This is a genomic window from Nocardiopsis oceani (assembly GCF_054777395.1).
This window is the reverse complement of sequence record NZ_BAAHAR010000083.1, coordinates 1-17062: the sequence shown is the minus strand read 5'-3', so window position 1 is coordinate 17062 and position 17062 is coordinate 1. Positions and strand designations below refer to the sequence as shown.

Annotated in this window: 16 protein-coding genes; 8 read left to right on the top strand and 8 right to left on the bottom strand. The window is 68.4% G+C overall.

All coding sequences use genetic code 11. From position 1 onward, the window contains the following. The first annotated feature begins 720 nt into the window (after nt 1-720). Nucleotides 721-1020: a WhiB family transcriptional regulator gene (locus ACYVDG_RS31555; protein WP_017588640.1), complete on the top strand. Its 300-nt coding sequence runs from the start codon at nt 721-723 to the stop codon at nt 1018-1020. 167 nt (nt 1021-1187) lie between these two features. On the opposite strand, the gene ACYVDG_RS31550 is transcribed toward ACYVDG_RS31555, so the two are convergent. Both ACYVDG_RS31550 and ACYVDG_RS31545 read right to left on the bottom strand, forming a co-directional pair. Then, on the bottom strand, nt 1188-2495 hold the full coding sequence (locus ACYVDG_RS31550; RefSeq protein WP_460763284.1) for a phosphoribosyltransferase family protein: 1308 nt from the start codon (nt 2493-2495) through the stop codon (nt 1188-1190). Between the two features lie 549 nt (nt 2496-3044). Beyond that, the gene (locus ACYVDG_RS31545) at nt 3045-3605 is read right to left on the bottom strand and encodes a GNAT family N-acetyltransferase (protein WP_460763281.1); all 561 of its coding nucleotides are present in this window, start codon (nt 3603-3605) and stop codon (nt 3045-3047) included. 318 nt (nt 3606-3923) lie between these two features. Here ACYVDG_RS31545 and ACYVDG_RS31540 point away from each other — a divergent pair, with 318 nt between their 5' ends. After that, nucleotides 3924-5126 carry an MFS transporter gene (locus ACYVDG_RS31540; protein ID WP_460763277.1) on the top strand — a complete coding sequence of 401 codons (1203 nt, stop codon included), beginning with the start codon at nt 3924-3926 and terminating at the stop codon, nt 5124-5126. Nucleotides 5127-5225: 99 nt separating this feature from the next. On the opposite strand, the gene ACYVDG_RS31535 is transcribed toward ACYVDG_RS31540, so the two are convergent. From ACYVDG_RS31535 to ACYVDG_RS31525, 3 genes are all read right to left on the bottom strand, one after another. After that, the gene (locus tag ACYVDG_RS31535; protein ID WP_460763274.1) at nt 5226-5975 is read right to left on the bottom strand and encodes a hypothetical protein; all 750 of its coding nucleotides are present in this window, start codon (nt 5973-5975) and stop codon (nt 5226-5228) included. A 27-nt stretch (nt 5976-6002) separates the two neighbouring features. Then, complete coding sequence (locus tag ACYVDG_RS31530; protein ID WP_460763268.1) at nt 6003-7451, bottom strand: hypothetical protein; 1449 nt, start codon at nt 7449-7451, stop codon at nt 6003-6005. Between the two features lie 415 nt (nt 7452-7866). Beyond that, nucleotides 7867-8877, bottom strand: coding sequence for a YihY/virulence factor BrkB family protein (locus ACYVDG_RS31525; protein ID WP_460763291.1), 1011 nt, complete (start codon nt 8875-8877; stop codon nt 7867-7869). Between the two features lie 94 nt (nt 8878-8971). Here ACYVDG_RS31525 and ACYVDG_RS31520 point away from each other — a divergent pair, with 94 nt between their 5' ends. From ACYVDG_RS31520 to ACYVDG_RS31495, 6 genes are all read left to right on the top strand, one after another. After that, entirely contained in the window at nt 8972-9061 is a 90-nt protein-coding gene (locus ACYVDG_RS31520; RefSeq protein ID WP_394296592.1) for a putative leader peptide, read from the top strand. Between the two features lie 190 nt (nt 9062-9251). Next, nucleotides 9252-10949: a nitrite/sulfite reductase gene (locus tag ACYVDG_RS31515; RefSeq protein WP_460763263.1), complete on the top strand. Its 1698-nt coding sequence runs from the start codon at nt 9252-9254 to the stop codon at nt 10947-10949. A gap of 23 nt (nt 10950-10972) precedes the next feature. Further along, a complete protein-coding gene (locus ACYVDG_RS31510; RefSeq protein ID WP_460763260.1) occupies nt 10973-11179 on the top strand; it encodes a hypothetical protein in 207 nt (68 codons plus the stop codon). After that, nucleotides 11176-11877: a phosphoadenylyl-sulfate reductase gene (locus ACYVDG_RS31505; protein WP_460763255.1), complete on the top strand. Its 702-nt coding sequence runs from the start codon at nt 11176-11178 to the stop codon at nt 11875-11877. The genes ACYVDG_RS31510 and ACYVDG_RS31505 overlap by 4 nt, the downstream gene beginning before the upstream one ends. Continuing rightward, a complete protein-coding gene (locus ACYVDG_RS31500; protein ID WP_460763252.1) occupies nt 11874-12641 on the top strand; it encodes a sirohydrochlorin chelatase in 768 nt (255 codons plus the stop codon). Before ACYVDG_RS31505 ends, ACYVDG_RS31500 begins: the two co-directional genes overlap by 4 nt. Nucleotides 12642-12770: 129 nt before the next feature. Continuing rightward, a complete protein-coding gene (locus ACYVDG_RS31495; protein ID WP_460763247.1) occupies nt 12771-13430 on the top strand; it encodes a formylglycine-generating enzyme family protein in 660 nt (219 codons plus the stop codon). Here ACYVDG_RS31495 and ACYVDG_RS31490 read toward each other — a convergent pair. Genes ACYVDG_RS31490 through ACYVDG_RS31480 form a run of 3 tightly spaced genes read right to left on the bottom strand, consistent with a single transcriptional unit; the run spans nt 13356 to nt 16321 of the window. Next, complete coding sequence (locus tag ACYVDG_RS31490; RefSeq protein ID WP_460763241.1) at nt 13356-14261, bottom strand: carbohydrate ABC transporter permease; 906 nt, start codon at nt 14259-14261, stop codon at nt 13356-13358. The genes ACYVDG_RS31495 and ACYVDG_RS31490 overlap by 75 nt on opposite strands. Next, a complete protein-coding gene (locus tag ACYVDG_RS31485) occupies nt 14262-15188 on the bottom strand; it encodes a carbohydrate ABC transporter permease (RefSeq protein ID WP_460763287.1) in 927 nt (308 codons plus the stop codon). It lies immediately after the preceding gene. A gap of 5 nt (nt 15189-15193) precedes the next feature. After that, on the bottom strand, nt 15194-16321 hold the full coding sequence (locus ACYVDG_RS31480; protein ID WP_460763236.1) for an extracellular solute-binding protein: 1128 nt from the start codon (nt 16319-16321) through the stop codon (nt 15194-15196). Nucleotides 16322-17062: the final 741 nt, after the last annotated feature.

Sequence of the window (17062 nt, the reverse complement as noted above, 5' to 3'; positions counted from 1 at the left end):
CGTGGTCGTCGCAGAAGACGTAGAGTGCGGTCAGAAGGGTGTCCAGGTCTCGTTTCACACCAAGACTCTGCGGCACCCTTCGCTGTGTCCGCTACCTGCTTACACATCGGACTCACTCATCTAGGGGGCGGCGCTGGACGGGGCAGGGCGGGTTCGACCGAACGCCGGGGTCCGGGTGCCGGTGTCAGGAGACCGTCGGGAGGCTGGCCTGCCGTCGCTCTGGGTGAGGACATACGGTCACACACAATCTCGGAAGCCGCGCGGGACCACAATGTGATGGGCGCATCAGGACGACCCCCTAGGCAGGAGGGACATGGCGCCATACGATGACCTATGTCCTTCGCAAGACGGTAGATCTCGCGATTTGCGACAAAATCTGACAGACAACCAGAGACCGGACGCCAGGCATCAGGTTTCGGTAACGGTTGGATGAGCAATTTCCCCACCCCCCGTGCATGATCGGGAGTGGGGATGGCATGATTACGTACCGGCTAGGACGGGGGCTGTCACCGCCTCCCCAGCCGTTCGCGTGAGCACCCCATCATCGGCAGGCATCGCCTCTGTGATGGCGCTTCTCGTGGTTTCAGCCACACCGGGGAACAACGCCAGCACCGCTCGACGTTTGCGTCGTGCGGGGTGACTCGCGCCGCATGACCAATTTTTGGTGACTGAAGCTTTTTCAGACAGCTTACTAGTGATTTCAGTAGAGGTGGTTCAAGCATGTCTCAGGTACGTCGGCAGGCCGCGCTGCGCCCCCGCCCGAGCTGGGGGTGGCAGGATGCCGCCGCGTGCCGGGGCGAGGACCTTGTGCTCTTCTTCGGCCCCGATGGCGAGCGCCAGCCGGAGCGGGAGATTCGCGAGCGCAAGGCCAAAGAGATCTGTGCGGCCTGCCCCGTTCGAACCGACTGCCTGGACTACGCGATCTCGCGTCCGGAGAAGTACGGCACGTGGGGTGGACTGAACGAGGACGAGCGCGCCTCCGAGCGCCGTCGCCGTATGCGACGCGCCAACGCCGCCTAAATCCCAGGAGTTCCCCCGCCAAGCGGATCTCTCCCGGTGGCCCCGGCCCCGTTAACCCGCGGCGCCCCGACGATCGACGTCGAGGGCGCCGCGGGTTTTCCATGCCCTCCGGACATTTCCGCACCCGTCCGGCCCGGTCAGCAGGAACCTCCCTCAAAGAGGCGGACTCACTCCGCGTGCCGCGACAGGTGCCGGTCGAACCAGTCGAGGGTCGCCACCGCGACCTGGCGCCATTCTTGGGCACCGTGCAGCAGCTGCTCGGCCCCGCACACCACCCGCAGGTCGGTCAGTCCACCCATGCGTCCGCGCGTCCACTCCCCCAGTTCACGCACGAACGAGTCCTCACTCGCCAGCAGGATCAGGGCCGGGGCCCGCACCGCTGACAGGCTCGGTTCGGCGAGGTCGATACGCCCGCCGTGGACCACCACCGACGCCACGTCCTGCGGCCGCTCCGCTGCCGTCACCAGGGCCGCGGGGGCGGCGGCGCCCGAACCGAGGACGCCCAACGGTTCGCTCGCCGCGTCGGTGGCGCGGCGCAACCAGGTCACGGCGGCGCTCAGGCGCTCACCCAGCACCCGCGTCTCCGTTCCGGTGTCCCCCGGGCCCCGCTCGTCCCCGGTGAGCAGGTCCAGCAGCAGCGTGGCGTATCCCGCGCGGTGCAGGGCCGAGGCGATGGCCCGCCACCGGGGGTCGCTCCGGCTCTCCCCGAAGGCCATCACCACCACACCGCGCAGCGCCGTCGGCATGGTGAGGTCACCGTCCAGGTAGACCTGTCCGGCCCGGATCCGCACGGCCCTGGCCGCGTCGGGACGCTGATGAAGGCGGTCGCGTTCGGCCAGGATCGCGGTGACGTGCCCGTCGGTGAGCTGGTCGAAGTCGCTGTACCACTCCCCCACCGCCCGGAAGTTGTCCGGCGCGCTGAGCACCACCAAGGCGTCGGCCTCGGCCCGCAGGATCTCTATGGCCTCCGGGGAGGCCACGGGCACAGCCAGCACCAACCGCGACGGAGCGGCATGGCGGACCATGCGCAGCGCGGCGCGCGCGGTGCCACCGGTGGCGACCCCGTCGTCGACGATCACGCAGTCGCGCCCGGCGATTCTGGGACCGGGGCGTTCCCCCCGGTAGACGCGGCGCCTGCGGTCGAGCTCGTCGCGTTCGGAGGCCACGGTGTCGGACAGGGCCTGCCGTGGCACACGCAGACGGGCGAGGGCCCGGTCGTCGTAGAGGACGTGACCGTCCTCGGAGATCGCACCCACTCCGGTCTCCGGCCTCCCCGGCAGACCGATCTTGCGGACCACGAGCACATCGAAATCGGCGTCCAGGCGCTGGGCCAGTTCCGCGCCGACCGGAACCCCGCCCCGCGGCAGCGCGAGCACGACCGGATCGTTGACGGCGTGGGGACGCACCCGCTCGGCGAGGCGTCGGCCTGCCTCGGACCTGTCAGCGAAGGGCAGTGAAACGGGTACCGGGTTCATGTCCTCACCGGCGCCGGGGCCGCGTGGCCCGGCACCGCTCCTTCCGGCTGTGTGGAGTGAGCCGCTGGAAAAGTGGTACCGGCATACCCCGCGGCGCACGGGTTACAACCCCGGCCAGCCGCAAAAAGCGCGACGGTTTAGGGCGTGTTCGGTGGATGCTGCCCGTCGCGAACAGGGCACTGCGCCGTAGGCGTCCGTTGAGGGTGGTGGCGGGCGACGGGCAGAAGGTGCCGCGCCGTAGGCGTCCGTTGAGGGTGGTGGCGGGCGACGGGCAGAAGGTGCCGCGCCGTAGGCGTCCGTTGAGGGTTGGTGGCGGGCGACGGGCAGAAGGTACCGCGCCGTAGGCGTCCGTTGAGGGTTGGTGGCGGGCGACGGGTGGGCGGTGCTGGCACAAGGCCGAAGAAGGAGTTCCCCTGCTGTGCGCCGCCTCGCAAGCTCGGCAACATCGCACAGCGGGGGCCCGCCCGGGTTTGGCTGTCGACTGAGAGATGAGCAGTGACAGTGCCGCTGGGGCGACGCGCAGCAGGGTAAGTGTCAGCCGAGCATGCCCTAACGCCTTCGGAACCCGCGGCGGAGCACCGCCATCAACAAGGCGTCGTGTCGACGGCCCTCCCAGAGAAGCGCGTCGCGCATCCTGCCCTCGACGTAGAAGCCGCAAGAGCGGTAGACCGCGATGGCCCGCATGTTGAAGGCGTACACGTACAACCAGACGCGGTGCAGACCGATGTGCTCGAAGGCGTACTCGAGGACGAGCTCCGTGGCCTCCCTTCCCAGACCCTGGCCGGTGAACTCGATCGCCGACAGGGCAATGCGGTACCCAGCGGTCTCGTTCTCCGGGGATACCGCGTAGATGGAGAGCTCACCGAGGTAGCGGCTGTCCTGGGGCGCGATGATGGCCAGATCCAAGCGGCCGTCCCTATCCGCGCCGCCCTCGCACCACTCGCGCGCACGGTCGTAAGTGAGGTGGCCGTGGGAACCCGTGAGCCTGCGGACCTCCTCGTCGAGTCCCGCCGCGAAATAGTCGTCCGTGTGCTCCGGCCCCAACGGGACCAACCGGACGCTCTTCCCGGTGAGGGTGGGCGTTTCTCGAAGCGCGCTCGTGTTGATCATGATGATCTTCCGGTTCCGACCAGGACCGTCGGGGCACGGCGGATCCCAGTGTGGGGGCGGGGGTCAGGGGTGCCGTACGCGGGAGCGGGCCGCTGGGCGGGGCCGGTGCAGGGCCCGGACTGGGAGGGCGGATCGGGGGGCGACGCCGGGTTGCGTGTTCTCCTGTGTCGCTTGGGTGACGGGGACAGAATCCCTATGTAAAACGGCCCCGGGTCCGATGGCAAGCCCGAAGGGCCATCGCGCTGAGAATACTCTGGTCGTCCGCTCATAGGACCCGATACGATCCGCAGGCACCGAAACGACCTGTGGGAGACACCCGTGAACACGCAGACCGACGCTTCCAGAAGCGCACCCCCGCCCGAAGCCAAGCGGGCGCGCGTCGCGGTCTCCACACTGTTCTTCGTCAACGGATTCACCTACACGAACGTGGTGCCGTGGCTCCCCGTGATCAAGAACGGCCTGGGACTGAGCAACGCGGAGCTGGGGCTGGCGATCGCGGCGATGCCCTTCGGAGCCATCCTGACCGGGATGCTCGCGGGGCCGCTCATCCACTGGTTCGGCAGCGGCCGGACCGCGGTAGGCACGAGTCTGATCACGCTGGGAGCGCTTCCGTTCATCGCGCTCGCGCAGAACTGGTGGATGCTCGCCGCGGCGCTGTTCGTCCTCGGATCCGCCGACGCCTGGACCGACTCCGCCCAGAACTCCCACGGTCTGCGCGTCCAACGGCGCTACCGCCGCAGCATCATCAACACCTTCCACGCGGTGTGGAGCCTGGCCGCGGTCTCCGGAGGCCTGCTCGGAGCGGCCATGGCCGGAAGCGGGGTACCGATCCTGTGGCACCTGGGCGGAGTGATGGCCCTGCTGGTGGTGGTGAACCTGGTGGTGAGCCGCATGCTGCTGCCCGGCCCGGAGAACAGTGAGCGGGAGGACGGCACCAACGGCCACGACGGCAACCGCTCCCGCATCCCCGGGAAGGGGATCGTCCTGCTGCTGATGCTGGGAGTCCTCCTCATGATGGCCGGCGGCATCGAGGACTCCGCGGCCTCGTGGGGAGCCGTGTACATGACCTCCGAACTCGGCGCGCCCCTGTTCCTGGCCGCCATGCCGTTCGTGGCCTGCCAGGCGATGATGACGATCGGGCGCCTGCTCGGCGACCGGGTCACGGACCGCTTCGGCGCCGCCTTGGTCGGCCACGCCGGCGGGCTCCTGGCCGCGGGCGGCCTGACCTTCGCCCTCCTGCTGCCGCACCCGGTGACCACCATCATCGGATTCGGTGTGATGGGACTGGGCGTGTCCACTCTGTTCCCGCTGACCCTGGCCGCGGCCGGGAACGTGCCCGGTGTCCGTACCGGGGACGGAGTCACGGTGGTGGGCTGGCTGGGCCGCGCCGGGTTCCTGGCGTTCCCGCCCATCGTCGGTTTCCTCGCCGACTCCGTGACCCTCGGCGGCGCGCTCTGGGTGATCGCGGCCGCCGGCGTGGCCGCCTTCCTGCTCTCCCCCGCCCTCAGGCCCCGCGGCTGACCGAACCCGCCAGTCAAGAGAAGGGCCCCGCCTGCCAGACCCTGAGGTACTGGCAGGCGGGGCCCGCACACCCGCGCGGACGCGGGAGCGAACGCGGTGTTACTCGACCGTGCCCGGGCGACGGCTGCCCGCCCACAGGGCCAGCGCACCGATACCGGTCACGACGGCGCCGCCGAGCACGAAGCCCGACATGTCGACGCCCGTGGCGGCGAGGGTCTCGCCACCGCCGCCCGCGGTGCTCGTCGGGGTCGTGGACTCGGGGGACGAGTCGCCGGGCGCGCTACCAGCCGGGGGCTGGAGGTCGTCACCCGGGTCGGTGCCGTCCTCAGGCGGGTCCACCGGCGGGTCCGTGGGCTCCTCCGGGTCCGTCGGCGGGTCCGTGGGCTCCTCCGGGTCGGTCGGCGGGTCCGACGGGTCCTCACCGTCGTCCGGCGGCGGGTCCGTGGGCTCCTCCGGGTCGGTCGGCGGGTCCGACGGGTCCTCACCGTCGTCCGGCGGCGGGTCCGTGGGATCCTCCGGCGGGTCGTCCGGGGCTTCCGGCGGGTCCTCCGGCGGGTCCTCCGGGTCCGGGCTCTCGCCCTCGTCCGGCGGCTCGTACGGAAGGATGGAGACGACGTCGTCAACAACGTCCTCAACCACCGGAGACAGTTCGCTCTCGGGGATCTCGATCTCCGGGAGCTCGGCCTCCGGGGCCTCGGCCTCCGGGGCCTCGACCGTCTCCTCTGTCGCCTCAGGCGCGTCGGGAACGGTCTCGTCCACGGACTCGGCCGCGAAAACCGGACCGACCGAGAAACCGGCCATGAAAAGGCCCGCCGCGGTGACGGTAACTACCCGATTCTTGGGGGACATCCCACTCCTTTCTTCATCTTGTTGTGGTTATTCCTCAGGGGGGATGGCATACAGGTGGTCGTCGTGGACCACCACCGCACGGTCGCCGAGCAGGCCGTGCGGGGTCTCTGAGTCCTCGGGGAGTTCGGTGGGGTCGCCGGAGGCGTCCAGCGCCACCCGGGCCCCGTCGAGTTCCCCGAACATGCGGTCGCCGATCGCGGTCTCCGGTTCGAAACCCGGGACCACGGCGGTCTCACCGGACGCGGGGTCGAACAGCACCGGGCCGTAGGCGACCAGGTCCGGACCGATGGGAGCGGAGAGGTGACGCGTCTCCTCCAGCGCGTCCTCGTCGATCTCGGCGCTGCCGAGCGTGGTGCCCTCCTCGCGGTCGTGGAAGGCAAGGACCGATCCGTCGCCCTGGAGCGGCTCCCAACGGACGACGACGTACTCGCGAAGGGCGGTCAGCACCGCCTCCATCTCGCCGGCATCGTCCGGGCGCTCAGCGTGGACCTCCTCGGCGTCGCCATCGGGCTCCACCCAGTTCCAAGGGCCGCTGACGACGGCGGTCAGGACGCGCCCGTCGGCGGCGAGCATCGGCGCGGAGCCCCCGGGGGCCTCAACCTCCTCGAGTTCACCACCCAAGGGCAGGTAGGCGTCCTCATCGTCACGGACCAGGGCGGATTCACCCGCGAACCGGGCCGAAGCGGACTCGGGGAGTTCGACGCTGCTGCCGCTGCCGCCCCCCGCGGGCCAGAAGTACAGGGCCTGGGCCGTCTCCATGACGATGGTGGTCTCGCCGTCGTACTCCACGAAACGCGGGGCACCAAGCCCCTCACCCGCTTCGAAGGGCAGGGTCACGGACCACTGCCGCGACCCCTCGGAGTCGAGCAGGTTGAGGCGTTCGTCCGGGTCGATGTAGGCGAGGTGCTCCCCGTCCCGGCTGACCCCCGGGCTCGTCTCGGGCGCCAGCTCCTCGGAGATGTCAACCACCGGAGCAAAACCCGGAGGGGCCGAGTACTCCAAGGCGACGGTGTTGTCCTCGTCCGCTTCGTCCGCGCCGTTGGCGGGCCCCGGAAGGAAACGTACCGCGGCCGCCCCGAGTCCGACCACGAGCAGCAGCGCGGCCGCGGCCGCCCCGACGATCAGGAGCTTGCGGCTGTTGCTGCCTCCGCTTTGCTGCTGTCCGGGCACCGGGGCCTGCGGCGGCCCCTGGGGGCGGTCCGGCACGGACGGCTCCGCCGCCTGCACCACCCCGTCGGGCGTGGCGACCAGCCGCCAGTATCCGTTGGCGTCCCGGGCATCGACCAGGACCGGCTGCCCGATACGAGCGGCATAGCCGGTGGCGACGTCCAGCGCAGCACGTCTGGTCTCCTTGGGCGCAGGTCCGGTCACGACCTGACGATGCCCGTCGATGACGATCTCAGCGCTGCTTTCGTCGGGCGCGATGACGATGACGGCGGTGGGCCGGGAGTGCCCCGGACGGGACGCCCGGCTCATGGTGCCTCCGAAGGCATGGGGAACGTGAACCTGTTCGTGTACGGGAGCAGGGGAAACTGGGTCAGAGATGACCATGGGTCGTGGCTTGGCGGGGTGACCAAGCGGGGGTTAGCGGGGATTAACGGCACACGCGTAGTCAATGCTGCACGTGATGATACTGACCACCGCAGGGGATGATCAGTTCGCTCCTTCGCCAAGAAATCGGACAACGATCGCGTTATCTCCACCCGACTCCTCACCCCACCTGGGCTGACCTGCTACTACGCGCGATGTCGCGTCACGGAGCGCATCGTGCCCACCACGCCAACGCTCGTGTGGACACGCCACAACGTAGTGAGGTTCACGCCGAAAGTGGCCGGATCCGGCCACTCTGGAACACGGGAGGATCCCGAGCACACCCTCGTCACTCCGGTGCTCACCGGCCGTTGGGGCCGTGGATGGTCTCGATGACCGCCTGTTCGCGACGCTGGGCGATACGGTCGGCTCGCTCGAACCGGCGGTTGGCGAGCTCGGCCCGGGCTGCGGCGGTGCGCACGGTGGGCCACAGGGCGTCGATCTCGGAGTTGAGCGAAGAGCCCACCAGGATGGCGAACGCCATGACGTACAGCCAGGCCAGGATCGCGATCGGCGCGGCGAGCGAGCCGTAGATGGTCACCTGGCCGAAGGAGGCGTCCAAGTAGGCGCGCAGACCCGCGGAGCCGGCGAGGAGCACCGCGGCGGCCAGGACCGCACCGGGAAGGTGGCGCCACACCGGGGTGCGCACCGGGATGCTCAGCGCGTAGAGGAAGGTGACCGCCGTGACCACCAGCAGGGCCACAATCGGCCAGTAGAGGAGGTTCAGGCGGCCCACCGTGACCGGCAGGAGCTGGTGGACGAGCTCCGGCCCGGCCACGATGACCGGCAGGACCAGCACCGCGAAGAGCAAGCCGCCGAGGTAGGCGAAGAAGGCCAGGAATCGCTGGCCCACCCATCCGCGCAGCTCGTCCAGGCCGTAGGAGATGGTGATCGAGCGGATGAAGACGTTCATCGCCCGGGAACCCGACCACAGGGACACCAGGAAGGTGGCCGAGAGGATCCCGCCCTGGACGCCGCCTAGGAAGTCGTCCACCAGCGGCGCCACCACGCTGTCCACGGTGGCGGGGGTCAGGACCCGGGCGGCCAGGTCCAGCATCCACACACGGATCTCGACCACGATCTCCTCGCCGAACACCGCCGCCAGCGGACCGAGTGCACCCAAGAGGCACAGCAACAGCGCGGGGAGTGAGATCAGCGCGAAGAAGGCGGACTCGGCGGCCAGGCCGATCACTCGGTCACGACCGAGGGTCCGGATGGTGCGCAGCACGAGGAGCGTCCCGCTGTGGAACACGGGATGACGTTTCAGCCAGGCGTCGGACGCTCGCCACAGGCCCTCCCAGAAACCCACCACAGGAGGAACGTTAGTCGAAGGCATGACGTGACTCACGTCTCCATGGGCCGGTCACGCCTGGACAAAGGCGCGGCCCGCGTGCCATTCTCAAACCATGACCGCTGTTCTTGACCCCATGCTCCGCGTGCGCCGCCACGTGGACTTTCTTCGGGTCAGCAGCGCCATCTGTTGCAGCGTCGGATAACTCTTCGCCGCCTTATTGACGCACCCGTGACACAGGGGTGTGCGCGGCCCCGGCGCTTCCCTCTGCATCGAACTCCCACATCCGCGGATTTCACCCGTATCACCTGGCACGACGACGTGCGGTGCATACGGGCCTGCGGTGCGGACGCCGGGACCGTGAGCATCCCGCGACCCCATCGGAGACACCCGCGATGCCTCCCTCTTCCGCGCAGCCCGGCAAGGCAGCGACAGCAGCCAAGCCCCGGCGCCGTCGTGGTGAGGGCCAATGGGCCCTCGGCTACCACGAACCGCTGAACAAGAACGAGGAGAACAAGAAGAACGACGACGGACTCAACGTCCGCGATCGGATCATCAACGTCTACTCGAAGGCCGGGTTCGACTCGATCGACCCAGCCGACCTTCGTGGGCGCTTCCGCTGGTTCGGCCTCTACACCCAGCGGGCCCCGGGCATCGACGGCGGCAAGACCGCCGTCCTGGAGCCCGAGGAACTCGACGACCGCTACTTCATGCTGCGCGTGCGTATCGACGGCGGCCAGCTCTCCATCGCCCAGATGCGCGCCGTCGGCGAGATCTCGCGGGACTACGGCCGCGACACCGCCGACATCACCGACCGGCAGAACGTGCAGTACCACTGGATCCGGGTCGAAGATGTGCCCGCGATCTGGGAGAAGCTGGAATCGGTCGGCCTGTCGAGCATGGAGGCCTGCGGCGACACCCCGCGTGTCATCCTCGGTTGCCCGCTGGCCGGGGTCGCCGAGGACGAGATCCTCGACGCCACTCCCGAGATCGAGCAGATCTACGAGGACCACATCGGCAGTCCGCTGTACTCGAACCTGCCGCGCAAGTTCAAGTCCTCGATCTCCGGGTGCGCCACGCACTGCGTCAACCACGAGATCAACGACGTCGCCTTCGCCGGGGTCCGCAACGAGGCCGGTGAGGCCGGCTACGACCTGTACGTCGGCGGCGGCCTCTCCACCAACCCCATGTTCGCCAAGCGCCTGGGCACCTTCGTGCGCCCGGACCAGGTGAGCGAGGTCTGGGCGGGCGTGTGCGCGATCTTCCGCGACTACGGCTTCCGCCGCCTGCGGACCCGCGCCCGGATCAAGTTCCTCATCAAGGAGTGGGGCCCGGAGAAGTTCCGCGAAGTACTCGAGCAGGAGTACCTCGGGTACGCGCTGCCCGACGGCCCCGCCGTGGAGCTGGACACCGGCACCGAGCGTGACCACGTCGGCGTGCACCGCCAGCGCGACGGGAAGTTCTACGTCGGCTTCGCGCCGAAGGTGGGGCGTGTCTCCGGCAACAAGCTGCTTCGGGTCGCCGAGATCGCCGAGGAGCACGGTTCGGACCGGATCCGCACCACCGCGGACCAGAAGCTCGTCATCCTCGACATCGACGAGGACCGGGTTCCGTCGATCACGGCGGCGCTGGAGTCGGAGGACTTCCAGGTGCACCCGAGTGTCTTCCGCCGCCAGACGATGGCCTGCACCGGCATCGAGTTCTGCAAGCTGGCGATCGTGGAGACCAAGGGCCGCGCGGCCTCGCTCGTCGACGAGCTGGAGAAGCGTCTGCCGGACTTCGAGGACCCCGTGACCATCAACGTCAACGGATGCCCGAACTCCTGCGCACGCATCCAGGTCGCCGATATCGGTCTCAAGGGTCAGCTGATGCTGAACAACGAGGGCCAGCAGGTGGAGGGTTACCAGATCCATCTGGGCGGCGGCATGGGGCTGACCCAGGCCTTCGGCAAGAAGATCCGCGGACTGAAGGCCACCGCCGACGAACTGCCCGACTACATCGAGCGGTTGCTGCTGCGCTTCCAGGAGCAGAAGCAGGACGGCGAGACCTTCGCGAACTGGGTCGGACGCGCTGAGGACGCCGACCTCAAGTAAGGAACTCAAGGAAGAGGTGCGCCATGTCCGAGAGGGCCGCGCCCCATTACTGCCCCTATTGCGGCGACGAGGACCTGGTGCCGGAGGAGGGAGCCGCCGTCAAGGGTGAGGGCTACCCCTGGGCCTGCTTCTCCTGCGCCCGGGTGTTCCGGGTCAAATACGTGGGCCTGCGCTCCGCCTCGTTCTCCGCGGGCGGTGCCCCCTCCAGACCGACGGAAGGGAACGAATGAACGCCACGATCACCCAGACGGGTGGCCCCGAGCTGGCCGACCGGGCCGCTCGGGAACTCGAAGGGGCCTCGGCCCAGGAGATCATCACCTGGGCGTCCGAGACCTTCGGTGCTGAGCTGTGCATGACCTCCTCCATGGCCGACGCCCTCATGGTGGACCTCGCGTCGAAGGCGGCCCCGGGGATCGACGTGATCTTCCTGGACACCGGCTACCACTTCCCCGAGACCCTCGGCACTCGGGACGCTGTGGCCTCCATCTACGACATCAACCTGATCAGTGTGGAGCCGAAGCGGACCGTGGCCGAGCAGGACCTGGTACTCGGCCCGAGGCTGCACAACCGGGACCCCGGCATCTGCTGCCACCTGCGCAAGGTGGAGCCCCTGCAGCGCGCCCTGGAGCCGTACTCCGCCTGGCTGACCGGCCTCCGGCGCGAAGACTCGGTGACCCGCCGCGACACCCCCGTCGTGCAGTGGGACCGGCGGCGTCAGATGACCAAGGTGAACCCCATCGCAGGGTGGACCCAGGAGGAGGTGGACACGTACATGGCCGAGCACGGTGTACTCGTGAACCCCCTCCAGTACGACGGTTTCCCCTCGATCGGCTGCGAGCCGTGCACCCGCCGGGTGGCTCCGGGCGAGGACCCCCGGAGCGGCCGCTGGGCCGGAAGCGGCAAGACCGAGTGCGGGATCCACGTATGAGCGAGGCGAGCGAGCGGATGGAAAAGACGGTGCCGCTGCTCGCGGTGGCGCACGGAAGCCGGGACCCGAGGTCGGCCGAAGCGGTCTCAGCGGTCTTCGACCGGGTGCGCGCGCTGCGCCCGGAACTGGACGTGCGGCTGTCCTACCTGGACCACGTCGCGCCCAGCGCAGAAGACGCGCTGGATGAGCTGGCCGCAGGCGGCGCGGGTGAGGTCGTGGTGCTGCCGCACCTGCTCACGGCGGCCTTCCACAGCAAGGTGGACCTGCCCGCCGTACTGGACCGGGCGCGGAAGCGCAGCCCGTGGTTGCGGGTGCACTACGCCGACACCCTGGGCCCGCACCCGCTGCTGTTGGACGCGGTGGAGCGTCGGCTGTCCGAGGCCGGTGCGCAGGCCGGCCCCGAGACCGCGCTGGTGCTGGCGTCGGCCGGATCGAGTGACCCGGAGGCCAACGCCGTCGTGGATGACCTGGCCCGCCAGCTGGCCGAGCGCGGCCCGTGGGGCGAGGTCGTGGCGGCCTACGCCTCGGCCGTGCAGCCGACCCCGGACGAGGCGGTAAGCGCCCTCGTGGGGCGGGGTCACCGCCGTGTGGCGGTCAGCGGCTACCTGCTGGCGCCCGGTTTCTTCTCCGACCGGGTGAGGACCCGGTCGGTGGAAGCGGGGGCTGGGGTAGTAGCCGATGCCCTCGGGGCCGTCCCAGAGCTCGCTCAGGTGGTGCTGGAGCGCTACGACGCAGCAGTGGCGGACCGGCACGCCACCGTATGAGAGCAGCCCGGTGAGATCGCGATGGTGAGCGCACGCGGCCGCGGAGAGTTCGAGGATGGCGGGGTGGCCCCTGAGTGGGGGCCACCCCGCCTCTTCGCGTCCGCTGCGCCTCAAGCAGTCGCTGGGACCATGGTCGAGGTCGAGGCTTTCGAGTTGGCCCCATGGCCGGTGACCCGGGAGCTCTACCACGCCGTCACCGGAGCAGCGCCGCCGTCGGACACAGCGGGGCCGAAAGCGCCGGTCACGGAGGTCTCTTGGCTGGAGACCGTTCGGTTCTGCAACGCGCTCTCCCGGTTGGCCGGGTTGCGTCCCTGCTACTCAGCGGGGACGGATCCCGACGCGGAGGACGTGGCCTGGGACCGGACCGCCGACGGGTACCGGCTGCCCACCGAGGCCGAGTGGGAACACGCCTGCCGGGCCGGGACCTCAGCCGTCCGGTACGGAGAGCTGGACGACATCGCCTGGTACCGAAACAATTCCGAGGGCCGGGTACAGGACGTCGCGGGCAAGCTGCCGAACGCATGGGGCCTGCACGACATGATCGGCAACGTGTGGGAGTGGTGCTGGGACGTCTACGATCCCCGCGTTTACGGCCCGTACCGGGTGTTCCGCGGCGGAGGCTGGAACGATCGGCGCTGGGGCTGCCAGGCCTCTGGGCGGCGGAAGAGCCACCCGAGCCTGCGTATCGACGACCTCGGCTTCCGCATCGCCCGCTCAACGGAAGCTGCCCGCCGTCAGGCCGGTCACCAGGTAGCGCTCGATGAAGACGAACAGCACCACGACCGGTAGCACCGCCACCAGCGAGGCCGCGAACAGGTACTGCCACTGAACCTCGTACTGGCCGATGAAGGCGGTGATGCCCACCGTCAGCGGTTGCCGGTCCTCCGAGGTACTCAGGGTCAGCGCCACCACGAACTCGTTCCAGGCCGAGATGAAGGTGAAGATGACCGCGGTCACCACACCGGGAAGCGCGGTGGGAATGGTGATGCGCAGCAGCACACCGATGCGGCCCAACCCGTCGGCCATGCCCGCGTCCTCGAGGTCCTTGGGAATGGCGGCGAAGGTCGCCGTCAGGATCCAGGTAGAGAAGGCCAGGTTGAAAGCCGCGTTCACCAGGATCAAGGCCAAGTAGGTGTTGACCAGGTCCAGCGCCACGAACTGCCGGTACAGGCCGATCACCAGTGCAGTCGGCGCGAACATCTGGGTCACCAGCACCAACAGCAGAAATGCGGTACGGCCGCGATAGGCGTTGCGGGCCGTGTAATAGGCGGCCGGAGTGGCCACCAACAGCACCAGCAAGGTGGAACAGGTGGCCACGATCAGCGTCACGCGCAGGTGCTCACCGATCGGCGCGACATTCCACACCTCGACGAAGTTCGCCCACTGCCACTGCTCGGGCAGGATCGAGGTCGGGGTGCGGAACAGCTCCTGCGCCGGTTTCAGCGAGGTCAGAAGCATCTGCAGGTAAGGGGCCAAGAAGACGAAGCCCACCAGCCACGCGCCACCGGTGATGAGCGCCCGGCGCAGCGTGAATCCCGCGGGGCGGCCCGTACGACTGGCTCCGAGGCGCCGCGGTGCACGCTTGCGTTCCGGGGTTCCCCCCGGGGCTGCCTTCGACATTCAGACCTCCATCCCGCGTTTGCGCACGATCCGCAGGTAGATCAGCACGACAACGAGCACCAGCAGGAAGTTGACCACCGCCATGGCCGCCGAGGCACCGACGTCGTTGCGCACGAACGCCAACTTGTACATGAACGTGGTGGTCGTGTCTGTTGCCGAGGCCGGACCGCCCCCGGTCATCACCCAGATGATCGGAAAGGAGTTGAACACGTTGATGATGTTGATGACGGTGGCGATCAGGATGGCCGGGCGAAGCATCGGCAGCGTGATGCCGACGTAGGCCTGCCACGCGGACGCCCCGTCCATCCGGGCGGCTTCGTACACCTCTTGGGGGATGGCGGACAGCCCCGCGATGATCACGTAGATGGTGAACGGCAGGGACACGAACACCGCCACCCACATCATCCACGGCAGGGCGGTGGAGGGCTGCCCCAACCAGTCCACCGGTCCGTCGAGAATGGGCCCGACCAGTGGCAGCGGCCGGGTGAGGATGCCGTTGACCAGACCGTAGAAGTAGTCCAGCATCCACCGCCACACGATGGCCGTCATCACCAGCGAAGCGGCCCACGGCAGGATGATCAGCCACCGCACCACACGCCGACCGGGGAACCTCTGCTGCAACAGCTGGGCCAGCAGCAGACCGAGCACCACCGTGATGGTCACGATCCCGGCCACCCACACCACGGTGCGCAGGACGACCGGCACCAGTTCCGGTTCGGCCAGCAGAGTGCGGTAGTTGTCCAGCCCGGCCGGACCACGCACCATGCCGGTGAGCGAGATCTCGGAGAAGGACGTGCGGAGCATCTCCACCGCCGGCCACAGCACCACGGCGAAGATCAGCAGCAGTGCCGGTCCGATCCAGGGAAGCGGGGCCAAGGCCCGGGCGAGACGTCGCGACCGCCCGGTCTTGGCCCGCTCAGCGGTCACCCTGCTCAATCCGATGCTTCCTCTGCCCGGCGCTGGATCTCGTCCAGCACCTCCTGCGGGTCGCCGTCCTGTACTCCGGTACCGACCTCCTCCTTGACCGCACCGTCAACGGTGGTCCAGGCCGGGTGCTCCGTGGGATAGAACTCCGACGTGGGCAGCGATTCGATGAACGGCTCCATGAGCGGGTCGTCGTCCATGTGGTCGACGGCGGCCTCGGTCGCCGGCAGGAAGCCCTCCAGCTCCAGGAACTCCGAGTAGTTCTCCTCCTGGTAGAAGAAGTCCAGGAACAGGTTGACGGTCTCGTCGTTTCCGTTGTCGAAGGCCATCAGGAAGTCCTGGACCCCCAGCGTCATCGGCGGGTCCCCGGCGTCGGCCAGCGGGACCTCCGCGACGTTGTAGTCCAGGTCGGGGTTCTGCTCCTCGATCATGCCGGGCAGGAAAACGGCACCGTTGAGCATGCCGATGTCCCCCTGCGCGAAGACGTTGAACAGGTCGGTGCGGTCGGTTCCGCCCGGGTTGGGCTGGGTGAGACCGTCGTCGACCATCCCGGAGAGGAATTCCAAGGTCTCGGTGTTCTCGGGGCTGTTGATCTGCCAGTCATCGCCGTCGTGCAGGGTGCCGTTGTTGCCGGCGATCCACATCAGGAACTCGGCCTGGGCCTCTTCCGGGCCCAGCGGCAATCCGTAGCCGATGGAGTCGCCGTCCAGGTCGTCGATGGCTCCGGCGGCCTCCCGAAGCTCGTCCCAATCGGCGGGCGGCTCCTCGATTCCCGCCTCGTCGAACAGTTCCTCGTTGTAGAAGAGGAGTCGTGTGCTGGCGATGAACGGCAGTGCGTACTGGGTTCCCTCGTAACTGGCCGCCTCGGCGAAGCCCTCGTCGAAGTCGTCGAGGATCTCTGGGGAGACCGCGTCCTCTGCGGGCACCAACAGGTCGTCCAGCGCGTACTCGGCGAACTTGTTCAAATTGAGGATGTCGGGCTGTTCACCGGTCTGGATGCGGGTGACGATCTCCTGGTCGATGTCGTTCCAGTTGACCACCTGCAACTCGACGCTGTGGTCCGGGTTGGCCTCCTCGAACTCGTCGATGAGGTTCTCCCAGTAGGGCTGCGTTTCGGGGCTGTACTCGGCCGCCATGAAGGTGATGGTGTTGTCCCCGCCCCCTCCCCCGGCTTCGCACGCCGCCAGGGGAATCAGAAGCCCCAGCGCCGCCGCGCTTGGGAGGAGCCGTTTTGCTCGCGGATGCATGTCTTACCACCGTCTCTCCGTTGGAGCTGGGTGAGCGTGAAGTGTCCGGGAGTGGCTCGGCACGTGCTCGCCAACCGGGCACGCTGAACGCACCACAGTGATCAGTTCTGCCTCTTTTTCGCGATTAGACATCAAAAACACTCACGACGGCAAGAGGCGGTTACCAACCTGCTACTTGGGATTTTGCTGCGATACTCCTGGACGCGCGGGGTCGGTGTCCAGGGACGGCATCCAAGGTCGGCCGCCGCATCGATAACCTCGAATAGTTGCCCACCCTTGGTCGCTGACAGTTATGGATATTCGATGCCAGATAGTGACATGAATGGACACCTCGGGACATAAAGGGACAGATGCGGATAGAGAGGGGCAGCTGGGCCAGTTGCGGGCAGGCCTGGGCAGTTGGCGTTTACCCCGTTGGCTTGGGGTGACTGTTCAGGTCTTTGGGTGAGTTGATCGGTTCGCCTGCGAGAGGGACCCCTGGGCTGCAACGATGAACCCGTGAACTCCTCCGACCAGACCGCGCCCTCCTACGAGGAGCTCGCCGCGCTGGTCGTGCAACTACGGTCCGAGCTAGAGAACGCGAACAAGCGCATCACCGAGCTTCAAGCCCAGCTCGGCCGGACCTCGCGT